A 15,038-nucleotide genomic window follows, 5' to 3' on the forward strand; every position below is an offset into this window, starting at 1 on the left:
GAGTATAAACATACAACTTCATATGATTTTTTAGGGGCATACACTTGTTATATAAGTGAGGGAATCGTGAGTATTTTCAATAAAATAAGCTACATTGCGCTTCTTGCTTTATTTCCAATAACCGTTTCGGCGGAAGAATCAAAGGCGTCCAAGGAGAGTGAAAAGCCCAAGCGAGTACAAACCGTTGCCGATATTCTCGAGCAACCGGGTGTTTTGACGCCTAAAGGCTCTTTCGTTCTTGATACTTCTTTATCATATACCCAGAACTCATCTAACTCGGTATCCGTTGTCGGCTATACCGTACTTCCTTCGCTTATTGTCGGGTTAATACGAGCCAGCGATATTGACCGGACGACATTAACCTTCGGGCTAACAGGGCGTTACGGCATCACTAACCGGCTAGAGGTTGAGGCGCGTATTCCATGGGTCTACCGCACAGATTCCATTTCTGAGCGGGACCTGAACAGCGGTTCTAATGCAGCAACCCTGCGTACTGTAGACGGCAACGATATTGGCGATATTGAAGCTGCCTTCAAATACCAAATAAATATGAAAGAGGCACCCTACTGGATCGGTAGCCTGCGCTTCAAGAGCACAACGGGCAAGTCCCCCTACGATGTGCCTATTAATAGCCTGAATGACTTTGAAGAGCTGCCTACAGGTTCCGGCTTCCCCAGCATCGAGCCCGGTATCACCATGATCATGCCTATCGATCCCGCCGTTATTTTCATGAACTTCAGCTATATCTGGAATATCAAAGATGACGTCGAAGTCGATATCGACATCACTGACGACGATAACAACACTGAAAATATCCGCGTCGATACCATCGACTTAGGCGATACCATTGCATTTAGCGCTGGAATGGGCTTTGCCGTGAACCCCAAATTCTCATTCAGTCTCGGCCTAAGCCACAAAACTATCCTGAAATCCAAAATCAATGGAACAACAGCCAGTGATGCCAAGTTGCTGCAACTTGACTCACTCTCGTTTGGCGCGAACTATGCCATCGACAGAGATACAACCATCAACGTCGGCGCAACAGCCGGTATCACCGCGGATGCGCCAGATTTCCAGCTATCCGTTCGTATCCCATATACCCTGAAATAACGCCCTCTCCTATTCCCCCGGCTTATGAAGCCGGGGGACCACTATCAATGACTAAAGTCTAATTTTCCTCTATGCTATAACGCTTAAAATAAGCAGTAACAGGAATGAATACATGTCCAACCCATTAGACTCATCCCAGATCACGGCTATCCAGGCCTACGATGCGGAGAAGCGTTACAAGTACCTGGTGAAAGAAGTTGTTTCTAACCGCCAGATCTGGATTCTGACTGATGAACATGGCTGTGTCATGTTAAATACGGACGACGAGGATTGCGTACCCGTATGGCCGAACAAGGAATTTGCTGAGTCATGGGCAACTGGAGAGTGGGAATCTTGTAAGGCCGAAGCTATTTCTCTGAACAAATGGCACAGTCGCTGGACTCACGGCCTAGAAGATGACGAGCTGGCCGTGGTGATTTTCCCGAATCAGGATGAAGATGGCTTAGTTGTTTATCCTGATGAGCTTGATTTTGAGTTAAAGCAACAGGCACGAAAGCAGAATCAACGCTAAGCTTTCACCGCTTATCTTGATTGCCTGATAGGTAACGCAATTAGATTAAAAGGGCTATGGCAGCCCTTTTGTCTGCCTGAATATCGGCTGTTTTCCTTGCTTGTCTATTATCAATTTCTGACTTTACCAACTGATGGAGATGTACCGCCATGGAAGCGCTACTCAACAAGATCAAACAGTCCCCAGAGCTGGTTGGCTTTGACACTGTCATCGACCTTATCCAGCAACACTACCTTTACACACCTACGGCCTTCTCCAATGGACTTGGCAAGGAAACGCTGGTCAACACGGCTGGCAGCAATGAGGGATCATGCCGTATCTTTGCCTTTGCTCAACTGCACCAACTCTCAGAGGCTGAAACATTAGCGTGTTTCGGGAATTTCTACCGTGAAGACGTCCTTCAGAACCCTGATGGGGACGATCACAAGAACATCCGAAATTTCATGAAATACGGTTGGCAGGGTATTCAATTCTCTGGCCGGGCTTTGTCAGAAAAGTAGCGTAGGCTCTTATCTCTATACTGTCAGGTGAGGGGCTGATGCCCCTCGACATGTCAGATCTAGTTGTTAAGCGGTTTCTGGCAGTGAGAACATTTCTCGGCCGGTTTCATAAAAAACGGGGCGCGAGTCGCTCTTCCGCATGCTGCGCAAAACTTGGTTGCACGGATTGTTAGCCAGGTTAACGGCACCATAAAGGCCAGCAGCCCCAACATCATCGGCATTGGCGGCTGTACATACACGATCACCGCCCCAATAACGACATTGCTAAAGATGGTATACACCGGCCACAATCTTCGCTTGCGCTCGACGTCTGATCCTCGCTGAAACAACATATAGCTGCCAACAGACAACCCCAGCCATACAATGGCAAATGTCACTAATAGTTCTTGCTGCACAATCAACACTCACTCAATAAAACTTAACGCCGTCAGTCTACCACTCCTGATGCCCTATCAACCAACTTCGCCACCTTTTGTTACAAATCGATTAGATTTCATCCAAGCCCAAAAACGGATTTTACTCAGTTTGGGAAGCCAATCACAACCTGAAAAAACGAAGCCTTAATTTTGCGGCCAGCGTCCTTGAAAACCGGGCCTCCGGACAGATATCTTAACTGAGCGGATAAAAAGACGATCCGTAACCACTTTCGCTTAGTGGTGATACAAGGAGTTTTAATGGTTGCAAAATCTTTATTGAGAACATGTTTTGTTCTGATGTTTGTTCTTGGCCGAAGCCCGGTTGCTTCAGCCGCGTTACCTGAATATAACAATGCTGATATTGAAAACCCCTCCCCCGTCCAAGGCTCCAAAGAAACATTCCAACGCTCTCTTAGTGGCCTTTACTCAATCCCTAGTTACCGTTCTCCAACCCTGATTCAGCCTCATTCTGATTTCGATGCTCTGTATCAACAAGCAGCCTCAGCCCAAAGCGAGCTTGAAGATGTACTCAGTCAAGTCAGCCTACTCACAGCCGCCCAACCGGTATTACCCGGCCTGAAATCAGAAGCAAGGGCGCAACAAAAAATCGCAACGGAACTAGAAGGCCAAACTGAGCTGCTGACCGATTTAGCACGAGGCTCACTGGTAACCAACAACATTGGTAGCCTTGTTCAGTCGTTTGAACTATTGAACAAGGAAGTCACCGTCGTCGAGGTCAAGAACCGCTTCAAGACCCCTGCGCCGTCAGGCTACCGCGATCTGAAGCTACTCGTGCGTCTACCTAAAACCCAGCACATTGCTGAAATTCAACTTCACCTAGAGGAAATTTCTGTAATCAAAAATGGTGCCGAGCACGAGATATATGAACAAATTCAGACCATCGAGCGCAAGGCCACGACAGAGCAGCGAGACCTAAACGATATCGAATTAGCCAAACTCGCGTCACTGCGACAGCAGTCCCGGGCGATGTACCAGACTGCATGGCATCAATACCTACAACCAGAGGCTATTGCCAGCTAATTAAACCTCAATATTCAGCCCGAACAGCATTTCTGTCGGGCTGAAATATCTACAGCTCACCCCTTCAGCAAATTCATCTTCCGTTCAGATTACTTTGTTATTCTACAGTTCAACAAAGAGAAGCTCTTAACAGCCTGATACGTCACTTTTACCAAACCTTCGGTTTGAAGGTCACCGTTTAACGTATATCGCTGAAGCCGAAAGGCAGTACTCAGCATACCAGGAGTTGCTTGATGGATATGAAATCTGTACTTCGTACCTGCTTTATTCTTCTATTTGTTCTTGGTCGTGGCCCGGCAATGGCTGCACCGATGACAAGCTATTCTGAATCAGACCATGAGCTGCCTTCCAATCGCTCAGAAGCCAGTAAGAAATCATTCCAACGCAGCCTAAGCGGCCTCTATAGCATTGATAGCTGGAAAGATGAGGGGGTTGCTCAACCCTACTCAGATTTTGACCAACTGTATCTTGCGGCTGCCCAAGCACAACAAGAACTTGATACCATTATTCGTGAGATAAGCCTTGTTACCAGCACGCAGGCTATTTTACCGGGTGTTAAATCTCAGCATCGTGCCAAAACCAAAGTGGAGACAGAACTTCAGGGAAATACCAACCAGATCACCGACCTGGCCCGAGGTTCACTGGTTGCAGAAGATATCCCTAGTCTGGTTCAGGCATTTGAACTGCTTAACAAGGAAGTGACTGTTGTTGCAGTCAAGAACCGCTTTAAATCGCCGACAGATTCAGGTTACCGCGACCTTAAATTGCTGGTTCAGTTACCTGAAAGCCAGATTATCGCCGAAGTTCAGCTACACCTTGATGCGATATCGACAGTAAAAAACGGCGCCGAGCATGAAATTTATGAACAGATCCAGGAAATTGAACGGGTTGGATTACAGCAGAAACGCCCTCTTTCTGAATTCGAACTGGCACAAATCGCTCAGTTGCGAACTGTCTCGAGTAATCTTTACCAGGAAGCCTGGCAGCAGTACCTCCAGCCAGAGGTGTTAGCAAGCTAACAATAACGATGCGCTATATTCAGGGCCGCCTGGCGGCCTCTCCTTCAACATACCTATACTGCGGCGTTGCTCAATACTAAGACAACAGTATTAATGTTGACTATTCTTTATCAAACTACGTTCAATGTGCACGGCTTAGCGTAAACCGGCACCTTCTTGTAGCTTGGGTATAGTATGAACACGTCGCTAGGAGGATCCACGATGACCCATCGTTATCAACCTATCGACTGTACCCTTCACGACTATTTCGAAATGGCTTGTGTTTACCACTATCAGGTAAAGCTTGATTTACGTGACGAGAGTTCAGTCGAAGGAAAGTGTATAACCACGGAAACTCACCCAGACAAATCTGAATGGCTAGTTTTCAAAACTGAATATCAGTATACGAAGATTCGTATGGATTGTATTAAGCGGATGTCTGCCCTTTCACCAGACGCACAATTCTCGGTCATTAACTGCTGACGAGTAAAAACACAAAGAGCGCCTAGAGGCGCTCTTTGAACCAAGATAGCTTGTAATCAAGAAACAATGGCTTACTTATGAACCATGATATCCAGGATCTGGACATCAGTCTGAGTCATCGCACCATTGGCAAGTGCCGACATATTGCGGATAGACGCATCAACATCATCAGCGACGATACCTTCATTACCTGTTACCCGGATACCATCCAGTGCCATTAACGCAGCCTTTACAGCAGCACTGGCCGATGATGAGACTTTCATCGCACAGCTTGTTTTGGCTCCATCACAAATGATCCCGGTAATATCGCCAATCATGCTGTTAATCGCTGCACTGATTTGCTCAAAACGTCCGCCAAGCAACCAGGTCATTCCCGCAACAGCTCCCATAGAAGCCGTTGTCGCACCACAAAGCGCAGACAGTTTATTCTGATAGCTCTTGATATAAATCGCCATCAAATGAGACATCATCAATGCTCGGGCCATGGTTTCCTGATCAGCGTTCACATGCTCGGCAACAACAGCTACCGGCATCGTCGCAGCAATACCCTGGTTGCCAGAACCAGAATTGCTCATCGCAGGCTTCATTGCACCATCCATCCGGGCATCTGAAGCGGCGGAAGTACGGCAGAGTACATTCGTCAGCAGCCCGCCAGAAAGCAGCCCTCGCTCAACATTTCGCTGGAACGTTGCACCTATCTGCAAGCCATAATTGCCGGTCAACCCTTCTTTGGACAGGGCATCATTGAGCTCCAGTGATTCAGTAATAAACTGGATATCTTCAACGGGAACATTGAGTGCAAACTCATAGATATCGTGTGCATTCGCCTGGGCAAAAATGTTCTCTGGCTGAGTATCAGCCGTTGTAGCCGGCTGCGGGTCAATAATAAAGACCGCATCACCGTTAACATCAATCGAAACAACGTTAGTGTGACCGTCAGCAATAATCACAGTCGCCTGATCGGTACCATCACTAACTGTCACTTTGGCAAACAAGATATTAGACACTTGGGCGACACCCACACTAACCTGCTGTTCCAGCATCAGTTTGGCTGCCTCGACATCACCCTTGGTGATATTTTTTAATACTTCCAGCCCTGCATCAGGTTCACCCGCCAATGCGCCCACAGCTGCCGCTATCGGCAGACCAACCATTCCGGTTCCAGGTACACCAACGCCCATGCCATTCTTCATTAGGTTGGGAGAGACATATGCTTCAACCTGGGTTGGCTTTCCCTTAAGGTGACGAGCGGCAATCGCAGCGGCCAACGCAACTGAAACCGGTTCAGTACAGCCTAATGCAGGAACCACTTCTTTCTTAACTGTTTCAATAAAACCGTTCCAGAGGTGCTTTTTCATTGTTATTACCTTCAGATAAACAGGTGGATGGTAGGGTACTGTTTTATCCCCCTTGTCTTAATATGGTTAATTTACACCTACCTGAAGGGAATTGTTTTGCCAAAAATCCTCTAAAATCAAAATCCGGGAGAAAGTTTTTCTACAGCGGCCAACTCCAGGAAACTAGCAACCTCCGCAACTGCCACAACGCCAGTCTTCCGCATTCACAGCTTGATAAAAATACCGGAAATTGTCCTCATCAATCGGAATATTCTGGGTATCAAAAAAATCCGCCAACCAATCTATATTAGAAACAATCCATTGATCTTCTTCCTCTCCTTCAGCATAAAGGGGATCATCCGGATCCATGAAGTTATAAATGCCGAAAGTACCCATATCCTTTTCAAGCTTTTCTTCCGGAATCGCTAAAAGGCTTCCCTGATATGTAATTTCCCAATGGCCCAGACACAAGGTGTTCCCTACCGATGTCCAGCGTGCTTTGAACGGATTGCCCATAGTGTTTACTCAGGTATTAACGAAGTGGCACATAATAACCACCGCGCTAATATGGTCAATACCTCCAGAGGCTTAAACAGCCAGCACTGTGACTAGGCGTAGCGACAAGGCGTAATAACTAGGCGTAGTAACTAGGCATAGTAGTTAGCACCAACGGCGTACTTGCTCGCAGTATTGTCGATACTCTTCACCAAAAATGGCTTCCAACACATCTTCTTCCGGGCCGATTTGGAAGTTATTCATATAGAAGATAAACAGCGGGATCATCACCAAAGCAGAAAGTGCGGATAAATAAAGAAAGGCAGCGATAAGAAACAATACTAACCCTAGGTACATCGGATTACGTGAAAATCGATAGATGCCGGAGGTAACCAGACTTGATGCCTTATGCGGATTACGCGGATCGACGGTTGTTCGCTCTTTAGCAAATGACATAACTCCCGCCAAGCCAACCAAGGTTCCACCAAGACAAAATACCAGCACCAACATAAATTGGCCCCAGAACGTAAATGTCCATAACGGCCAATACTGTGAAAGCAAATACATACCACCAAGCGTTATCAGCAATAACACTGGTGGAGGCAATTTCAAATCCATATCCCCATTTCCTCCATTAGAGCGCAAGAACAATGTAACCACTTCACTGTCGTCATCTCCTTTAATAATCAGTTTAATATATACCTATGTTACAGATGGACTGAACTGAATCACTGAATGGACAATAATCGGTGATTGCTAAGCTGTCATCGGCTCTATAAGATTACCCGACCAATAACTTCTCTCGATAAATTGCCAACAACCTCTACTATGCAAAAGCTCAAGTACCTACAAGGCTATCCCTCTTCAATTACTGACCAGGTGGCCAGCCTGATTGATTCCGACCGGCTTGAAGCATTCTTGCTAAAGAAGTATCCCCACTGCCATGAGCTAACAACAGAAAGAGCCTTGTATGACTATGTGCAGGAACTTAAATCTCAGTATCTAAAGAAATCGCCCCCGGTGAGTAAAGTGGCCTATGACAAGAAAATACATGTCATCAACCATGCGCTAGGGCTCCACTCGTTTGTCTCTCGCGTGCAGGGCAACAAGCTCAAGGCAAAGCATGAAATTCGTATCTCATCGATTTTCAAGCATGCGCCGCTGCCTTTTTTACGTATGATTATTGTCCACGAGCTTGCCCACCTGAGAGAAAAAGAACATAACAAAGCATTTTATCAACTTTGTTGCCATATGGAGCCTGACTATCACCAGCTCGAATTCGACATGCGGTTATTTCTCACTCAGCAGGAACTGAGCGGCCCGATCTACTCCTAGTAACGTTTTGACGTTACCGGCTATAAAGATCTGACATCAGCCAAACTTTTGCCTACAATATAGCGCTAATTAGAAATTTAGGTGTTTACATGAAAATTTGTGCTGTTGAGTTAAAAAGCAACGAGGCGATTGTTTGCCTGCTTTCACAAGACAATGGATTATTTGACATCCCTCAGTGTCGAACTCAAAAGTTCATTATGAAAGACTCTCTCGACAATACTGAAATGAGAGACTTCCAGTTCGCATTCAAAAAGCTACTAGAAGACTACCAAGTTGACTCTGTTGTGATCCGTACCCGCGAGACACGCGGTAAATTTGCCGGCAGTGCAGTAGGCTTCAAGCTAGAAGCAGCAATCCAGCTTCTTGACGGTGTTCAGGTTGATTTCATGTCAAACAACGACATCAAGCAAAAGCTAAAACGCAATCCGCTGGCTATCGATTTCCGCGATACAGGTCTGCGCCAGTTCCAGGAAGCTGCGTTCACCACAGGCTACGCTTATCTGAGTAAGTAAGCGCCTGCTAATCATTGAAAATGGGGCTAACAGCCCCATTTTTCTATCTATCGCTCACCAAAGTATGGTCGTAGCCTAAAGCAAATCAACCTCGAATCGGGCAAGTCTGGCCTCAGCAATAGAGCAGTTGGTCATCGCCATAAGCTCCGCCAACGTAATGTTAGGATTCTCGAACACCAGTTTCTTTAGCTGCTCTTCCCGTGATTCACTGTTTTCATTAATACTCACAAGCCGCTCATCAATCTTACGTATCAAATATTGAAAAGCCTCAGGCTCTGACAAGTTCAAGTTATCAGAGAGCTTGCGCTGCGCACAGAGTTCTCCGCTCACCTGCCAGTTTCTGGAACGGCGAACTCTTTTTAGCTCGCACCCATATTCCTTGGCAATTAGCTTGGCCTTTTTAACATTGTCACCACCTATACGGTGAATAAGTGACGGTAAGTGGATGATAAGTTTATCTTCGCTCTGGCCTTTCATTAGTCGCGCTTCAGCGGTCGAATAACCGATTCCAGCCCTTCAATTTTAAACTCAAGCGTCAAAGCCATCAGCGTACCCAGCTCACCTTCCGGGAAGCCTTTCTTCTGAAACCACAGTAGATATTCTTCCGGCAAATCGATAAGTGCCCTGCCACTGTACTTTCCAAACGGCATTTTGACATTGGCCACCTTGATTAAGTGTTCTTTTTGAAACATAGCAATCTCCTTGTCCTTAAGCTTCGTTGATTGCATTGTCATATTCAAGCATTTACCAACACGCTATTTTACCAACCATTGCTGACTGACTACTTCCTGACCATTGCATACCAAAGCACCGACAAACTCGGCTCCCTGGGGTATTTTTCCAACCCCCGCTGGCGTGCCTGTCATCACTATGTCGCCATCTTCCAACTGCATAAAGGTTTGCACTTCCTCAAGGATCTGCGCTGGTTTGTACATCATCAACGATGTATCGCCCTGCTGGATCAGCTCTCCGTCAATATGCAGGCTCAACCCAAGCGGCGAATCACTTTCAGGAATGGGAACAAACACGCTGAACACAGCCGAACCATCGAACGCTTTACTTCTCTCCCAGGGCAGCGATTTAGCTTTTAGCTCACTCTGAACACTGCGCTTGGTCAGATCCATTCCGAGCGCTGCCGCAACAAAATTACCACCTTGATACAGATAAGCTATCTCGCTTTCATAGTGAAGTTCATCGCCGCCATGGCTAGCAGATAAAACAGTACCAATCGCCGAGTTGGGCTTAACAAAAATCACCATCTCATCCGGGATCTCATTTCCTAACTCATGGACATGTTCTACATAATTTCGACCGATGCAGACGACTTTGCTGGGATAAATCAAGGAATTGTTGAAGCTAACAGTGTTCATACTTAGTCCTTTAAGCAGTATTAAGTGATAACTCAAGATACACCCAAACTACCTCAAGATGCTCGATTCGGCGAGAATTACTTACGACTATGGCTTGGCTATACCACATTGAGAGAGGAACGATAAAACTGGCTGTTGCCAGCTTTATCGTTTATGGAACTTTACTGAATAAAAACAAGCTGCGCCGTGACAGGCACGCTAAGTAGAATGGAGTTTAACTTAGCAATATTCCTTAAGATCTCAATCCCTTTGTCCAAGCCAAAAAGAGCCGATTTCACTTCAATCGGCCACGTAGTTGAAACGAGCACTCCACCGTTTTCCAACCCTGTTACCTGAAGTTTCGCCGCCAGTGTTTGCTTTAACCCATGAAGATCTAGCGAAAACTCAATATCTGCAGGCTGAGTTTTGCCGGGGATCAATTCACTCAGCATTACAGGGTCAACCTTGGCCGTCAGTGTTGCCAGCGGAAACCCTTCGGTTTCAAACAGCTCCTTCTTCATGCGCTCATCCCGAATCGAGATCTGGGTGTCAACACTCGCAAGATCAATAACCACCTTAACCTCACCTTCTTTTGACACCGAGCCGCTGATATTTCGAAAATGGTGCTGCTCTATTACCGAGTCATTCTTCACAGAAATAAAGTTTACATTGGAGCTATTGCTATCCAACTTCCAGTCAGCCAACACATTGGCATTGAGCCCCAGCAGCAATAATCCGGCTAACAGCAATCTCAAACACACGCGCATTATGATGTCCTATTGTTGATGTTCTTATCACATCACTATAGGCCACTGATTCCTATCAACCGTATTATTATTGAGCTAGCCTATCTTAAAGCGGTTAATCATCCTCATAAGATCCACTGAGACCTGGCTCAACTCTTCACTGGCGCTAGCCATCTGTGCTGATTCCTGGGAAACAGACATCGACATATCTTTCAGGCTGACAACATTACGATTGATGTCGTTCACCGTCAGGTTTTGCTCTTCTGTCGCCGTCGCGATGTGCTGACTCATATCCTGAATAACCTGCACCTCATCATTAATGGTATTAAGCGCTTCACCGGCAGATGCAGAAATCTTGGAGGCGTTCTCCGCTTTTTCGGCCCCTTTGCTCATTACTTTGACCGCATTTTCCGCCCCACTCTGAAGTTTTTCGACGATATTCTGAATTTCCAGTGTCGACTCCTGGGTCCGCTGGGATAACGTTCGGACTTCATCGGCAACAACCGCAAAACCCCGACCGGCTTCACCAGCACGGGCAGCCTCAATCGCGGCATTCAATGCTAATAAGTTAGTTTGCTCGGCAATACCGCGAATCACTTCTAGAACAGTATCGACATTTCGGCTGTCCGCAGCCAACTGATCAACCACTTCACTGGCTCTGCCGATATCTTCAGCCAACAGGTTAGCCTCGGAAATATTATTATTAATGATCGCCATACTGCCCTGAGTCTCTTTAGCCGCCGAAATACTCGAATCATTGGCCTCAACTGTTCTCCGGCTTACCTCCTCGACGGTAGCCAGCATTTCTGTCATTGCCGCAGCAAGTTGCTCCACATCATTCTGCTGCTGATTCAAATTATCATCGACGGTATTAATCGACGAAGACATCTGGTGTGCCGACGCTGAGACCTGCTCACCAACGACACTGATATTTTGCATAATGCTCTGTATGGAGCAGACAAACTGGTTGAAGTGACGGGCGAGATCAATCAGTTCTCGGGTCCCCTCTTCTTCCAGCCTCTGCGTTAAGTCCCCTTCGCCCTTCGAGAGTGCTTCCATTGCATTGACGGTTCGTTTAAGCGGAGAAGTAATAGAGCGAATAAAGAAAGTCACTATCAGCGACAACACAGCAAGAATAATCGCCGCATTAACCATAGAGACGACCTCGGAGCGATGAATATCAGCCTGCAAAGCTTCCATGTTCATTCCGCTACCAACTAACCATTGCCAAGGGCCAAACTCGACAGCGTAACTGGTTTTCGGCTCCAGCAGTTCTTTGTCATGGCTATTCGTCCAGACATAATCAACAAAGCCGCCACCATTTCGTCCCTGAACATAGAGCTCCCGGACAAAACTAAACCCATTCGGGTCCTTGAGCCCCAAGGTATTCTTGCCTACTAGTGACGGAACACCACTGGTCAGTTGAACACCCTGGTTATCACCGACAAAAATATAATTACCGTTATCGAAGCGCATCGCTGCTATCGCTTCCAATGCGGCTTCTTTGGCCTGCGGCTCCGTAAGCGCTCCAGATACACTAAGCCCATGATAGTGCTCTACAATACCCACGGCACTTTCTACCAGCGTTGCAACGCCTCGCTCATAGTTCTCCCGCATATGCTCACGCGTCTTCGCTGCATTGATCAATGTGCTGGTCACCAGACCGACGGCAAATAATGCGAGGATCACCCAAACACGCGTTGCGATAGTCACACTTGATAACTTGTTCTTCATAACACTATTCCTTATGGTCATCCCTAACGCTCATTAGGACCGGACACATGCTTATCACCGAAACATCGGTGATGATGGCGATGCAATTCCTGCAGTTTCCTCTTACACGCATCGACATCCTCTTCCTCGGATAAATGGTTGATAACCTCATCAAACCTAAGCATTAATTGCTCCGAATGCTGGCGAGACTTCTCACAAATGACATCCTCAGTCGAATTCTGCTTATGCTTCAGCCGTTTGTGTTGTGCACGCTTAAATACATTACTCATCCTGATACCTCTGCCAATTTCTTGCTCTTATCAAAGTGGTAAACATTTATTCGGTTCAAGGCGCAGTCCGGCAGGTACACCTTGCTGTTATTAACATGCAACAGATACGGCATCCACAGTTGGCCTTTGCCCGGATCGGCACCAAAACCACTGAAGCTATCGACAAAATTCCCCTCAAGATCAAACACCTTTATCGAGCGATTCACCAAATCGGATATAAACAAATGACCCGAGTCATAGTCGATACTGGTCGGCAGCAAGAAATTGTCGTTGCTGGCACCGTATCCTTCCTGGCCAAAGCTCCATTTCCACTGGTTATCAGCGTCATACACTTCGATGCGGTTATTGAATTGATCAGTGATGTAGATAAGGCCATTTTGGGTAGCGGCAATATCAGACGGAGTATGAAACTCGCCATGTTCGGCCCCGAGCTTACCGAATACGCCGACTAAACCCGGCTCACCCTCACTGTCGATTCGCCAGCGAGAGATTCGGTGATTACCCGAGTCGGCAATGAGAATGTCATTTGTTGCCGGATCTATCGTAATTCCCTGTGGTTTATTGAGCTGCCAGGGCTCGGCCCCCAACCCGCCAAAAAAGGTGTATGGCACCAGCTCGCCAATGCGGCTGTCATATTGAAGTAAAGAGACAATGCCGCTTAAATAGTTGCCCACAACTATCATCGGGACCTCATGGTCGACCTGTCCCGGTAAGGGCACCTTAGGCTTATAGGCAGCAATTCCCAACGAGCCGGGTAACATAGGGAGGCTGACTGGCGATGCCGAGTCAGCCTGGCCGTTATCACTGGCCTGAAGCTGATAATTTCCGGCATCGACCATCCAAAGCAATGTCTTCGGATCCTCAAACCTGTCATTCATAATCACCCTTAGCCACGTCTGCTGCCAGCGCTGAACCCACTCAGACTGAGCGGTCACCGCCAGGTTCAACCACGACGGCATACCGGCAGGCTGCATCGCTTTAAAAAACTGCTCCTGTAGGGAAAATTGGTGGGAAAGCCAATTTTCGATTAACGGATACTTTTGTCTGTAGTGCTGATGATTAGGTTGAGTGATCCCCCCTGTCACCGCAGTGACAAAATGAAATTGCCCAGGGCTTCCCCTATCATCACCAACCGTTTTAACAACCCGGCTTTCACCGATATGGCTCTTACCGACTGACTGCTCACTGAAAGAAGGCAAGCTAACGTGATGGAGTTGAAGCGAGGCCAAAATGGGCTCGGTAATTAACAGCTGGTCCCTGTCGTTCATTTGAGTGATCTGAATAGGCGCAAAGAAGCCATCAAGCGTACCTTGCAGCTCACCGTCTATATCGTATATCGATATGGCATTAGCCTTAGCCCCCGGTATCAAAATCTGGTTTTGAATCACTGAGACGTCTCGCGCCAGCTCAAGACCGTCGAGGTAGCATTTACCATTGCTGGCAAAAGGTTTCCCTTTGCCATACCAATCACAACGGATGACCGTATCAAACCCGGTATTGGCGACATACAGGAATCCGTCATCATCCATACTCAGCCCTTGTGGCCACAGAAGGTGAATAGGCTCCTTACCGCCTTCAATCTCATGAATGGATCTTAAGAACTGACCCGCTTCAGAGAAAATAGCCAGCCGACTGGCACCACCAGCTCCCTCATAAAACTCATCTGCCACACAGAGCTCGCCCTGATAGAATGCCAGGCCATTGGGACCTTTTAAGTCGACTTCCACTTCATTGCCAAATTGATGAATAGACTGAACAGAAAGGTTGGCATCGTAGTGTAGGATGTGGATTCGCTGATTACCGATATCACTGACATAGATCCAATTTTTAGTCGGGTGAGCAAGCAAGCGAAATGGCATGTTGAACTGCTGAGGCCCCTCACCCGTTGAACCAAACTGGGCCATGACATGGTTCAGCTCGCTATCAAAAACAAGAATACGATTATGGGCAGTATCGGCAAGCCAGACATTACCAAAGTGATCCAGACAACTTCCTACTGGGGTATTTAGCGATACATGGCCTTCTATCGGGCAAGGAAGTGCTGGCAGCTGTGCACCCACGCTGCCAATATATGACTGAAATTCTATTCCCATCTTCTAACCTACTGACTCTTTTATTAAAAGAATACTTCTTATGTGTTTAATTACATAATAGGTAGCAATGGTAAAGCGGACCCTTATTTGAAATAACAATATTTATAAA

Annotated in this window: 19 protein-coding genes; 8 read left to right on the forward strand and 11 right to left on the reverse strand. The window is 46.8% G+C overall.

The annotated features are described in order from the left end of the window. The first annotated feature begins 72 nt into the window (after nucleotides 1-72). The 3 genes from L4D19_RS00680 (at nucleotide 73) to L4D19_RS00690 (ending at nucleotide 2,121) form a co-directional block, all read left to right on the forward strand. A complete protein-coding gene (locus tag L4D19_RS00680) occupies nucleotides 73-1,110 on the forward strand; it encodes a transporter (RefSeq protein ID WP_428451387.1) in 1,038 nt (345 codons plus the stop codon). Between the two features lie 112 nt (nucleotides 1,111-1,222). Next, nucleotides 1,223-1,621 (forward strand): DUF2750 domain-containing protein, encoded by a 399-nt coding sequence (locus L4D19_RS00685; RefSeq protein WP_239412828.1) that lies wholly within the window; start codon nucleotides 1,223-1,225, stop codon nucleotides 1,619-1,621. 149 nt (nucleotides 1,622-1,770) lie between these two features. Next, nucleotides 1,771-2,121: a HopJ type III effector protein gene (locus L4D19_RS00690; protein WP_428450706.1), complete on the forward strand. Its 351-nt coding sequence runs from the start codon at nucleotides 1,771-1,773 to the stop codon at nucleotides 2,119-2,121. Nucleotides 2,122-2,180: 59 nt separating this feature from the next. Here L4D19_RS00690 and L4D19_RS00695 read toward each other — a convergent pair whose 3' ends face one another. Continuing rightward, nucleotides 2,181-2,498, reverse strand: coding sequence for a hypothetical protein (locus L4D19_RS00695; RefSeq protein ID WP_428450707.1), 318 nt, complete (start codon nucleotides 2,496-2,498; stop codon nucleotides 2,181-2,183). A 297-nt stretch (nucleotides 2,499-2,795) separates the two neighbouring features. Here L4D19_RS00695 and L4D19_RS00700 point away from each other — a divergent pair, with 297 nt between their 5' ends. The 3 genes from L4D19_RS00700 (at nucleotide 2,796) to L4D19_RS00710 (ending at nucleotide 5,059) form a co-directional block, all read left to right on the forward strand. Beyond that, on the forward strand, nucleotides 2,796-3,578 hold the full coding sequence (locus L4D19_RS00700) for a RelA/SpoT domain-containing protein (protein ID WP_428450708.1): 783 nt from the start codon (nucleotides 2,796-2,798) through the stop codon (nucleotides 3,576-3,578). A gap of 239 nt (nucleotides 3,579-3,817) precedes the next feature. Beyond that, entirely contained in the window at nucleotides 3,818-4,597 is a 780-nt protein-coding gene (locus L4D19_RS00705; protein ID WP_428451388.1) for a nucleotidyltransferase family protein, read from the forward strand. Nucleotides 4,598-4,798: 201 nt separating this feature from the next. Continuing rightward, on the forward strand, nucleotides 4,799-5,059 hold the full coding sequence (locus tag L4D19_RS00710) for a Rho-binding antiterminator (RefSeq protein ID WP_160653549.1): 261 nt from the start codon (nucleotides 4,799-4,801) through the stop codon (nucleotides 5,057-5,059). Between the two features lie 71 nt (nucleotides 5,060-5,130). Here the strand turns inward: L4D19_RS00710 and L4D19_RS00715 are convergent, their stop codons facing one another. From L4D19_RS00715 to L4D19_RS00725, 3 genes are all read right to left on the reverse strand, one after another. Further along, entirely contained in the window at nucleotides 5,131-6,417 is a 1,287-nt protein-coding gene (locus L4D19_RS00715; RefSeq protein ID WP_428450709.1) for an L-cysteine desulfidase family protein, read from the reverse strand. A 162-nt stretch (nucleotides 6,418-6,579) separates the two neighbouring features. Beyond that, a complete protein-coding gene (locus L4D19_RS00720; protein ID WP_428450710.1) occupies nucleotides 6,580-6,912 on the reverse strand; it encodes a hypothetical protein in 333 nt (110 codons plus the stop codon). 144 nt (nucleotides 6,913-7,056) lie between these two features. Then, entirely contained in the window at nucleotides 7,057-7,509 is a 453-nt protein-coding gene (locus tag L4D19_RS00725; protein ID WP_428450711.1) for a methyltransferase family protein, read from the reverse strand. A gap of 210 nt (nucleotides 7,510-7,719) precedes the next feature. Between L4D19_RS00725 and L4D19_RS00730 the strand changes: the two genes are divergently transcribed. Then, nucleotides 7,720-8,226 (forward strand): M48 family metallopeptidase, encoded by a 507-nt coding sequence (locus L4D19_RS00730; RefSeq protein WP_428450712.1) that lies wholly within the window; start codon nucleotides 7,720-7,722, stop codon nucleotides 8,224-8,226. 89 nt (nucleotides 8,227-8,315) lie between these two features. Next, a complete protein-coding gene (locus L4D19_RS00735; protein ID WP_428450713.1) occupies nucleotides 8,316-8,738 on the forward strand; it encodes a DUF3010 family protein in 423 nt (140 codons plus the stop codon). Between the two features lie 75 nt (nucleotides 8,739-8,813). Here the strand turns inward: L4D19_RS00735 and L4D19_RS00740 are convergent, their stop codons facing one another. From L4D19_RS00740 to L4D19_RS00770, 7 genes are all read right to left on the reverse strand, one after another. Then, complete coding sequence (locus tag L4D19_RS00740) at nucleotides 8,814-9,215, reverse strand: ribosome recycling factor family protein (RefSeq protein WP_428450714.1); 402 nt, start codon at nucleotides 9,213-9,215, stop codon at nucleotides 8,814-8,816. Then, nucleotides 9,215-9,430 carry a DUF3820 family protein gene (locus L4D19_RS00745; RefSeq protein ID WP_075767695.1) on the reverse strand — a complete coding sequence of 72 codons (216 nt, stop codon included), beginning with the start codon at nucleotides 9,428-9,430 and terminating at the stop codon, nucleotides 9,215-9,217. Before L4D19_RS00745 ends, L4D19_RS00740 begins: the two co-directional genes overlap by 1 nt. A 63-nt stretch (nucleotides 9,431-9,493) precedes the next feature. After that, entirely contained in the window at nucleotides 9,494-10,108 is a 615-nt protein-coding gene (locus L4D19_RS00750; protein WP_428450715.1) for a fumarylacetoacetate hydrolase family protein, read from the reverse strand. A 161-nt stretch (nucleotides 10,109-10,269) separates the two neighbouring features. Beyond that, nucleotides 10,270-10,842, reverse strand: coding sequence for a YceI family protein (locus tag L4D19_RS00755; RefSeq protein WP_428450716.1), 573 nt, complete (start codon nucleotides 10,840-10,842; stop codon nucleotides 10,270-10,272). 87 nt (nucleotides 10,843-10,929) lie between these two features. Further along, entirely contained in the window at nucleotides 10,930-12,567 is a 1,638-nt protein-coding gene (locus L4D19_RS00760; protein ID WP_428450717.1) for a methyl-accepting chemotaxis protein, read from the reverse strand. 23 nt (nucleotides 12,568-12,590) lie between these two features. Beyond that, nucleotides 12,591-12,836: a hypothetical protein gene (locus tag L4D19_RS00765; protein WP_075767691.1), complete on the reverse strand. Its 246-nt coding sequence runs from the start codon at nucleotides 12,834-12,836 to the stop codon at nucleotides 12,591-12,593. Further along, a complete protein-coding gene (locus L4D19_RS00770; RefSeq protein ID WP_428450718.1) occupies nucleotides 12,833-14,929 on the reverse strand; it encodes an NHL repeat-containing protein in 2,097 nt (698 codons plus the stop codon). Before L4D19_RS00770 ends, L4D19_RS00765 begins: the two co-directional genes overlap by 4 nt. Nucleotides 14,930-15,038: the final 109 nt, after the last annotated feature.

The organism is Photobacterium kasasachensis (assembly GCF_050336885.1).
Classification (GTDB): domain Bacteria; phylum Pseudomonadota; class Gammaproteobacteria; order Enterobacterales; family Vibrionaceae; genus Photobacterium; species Photobacterium kasasachensis.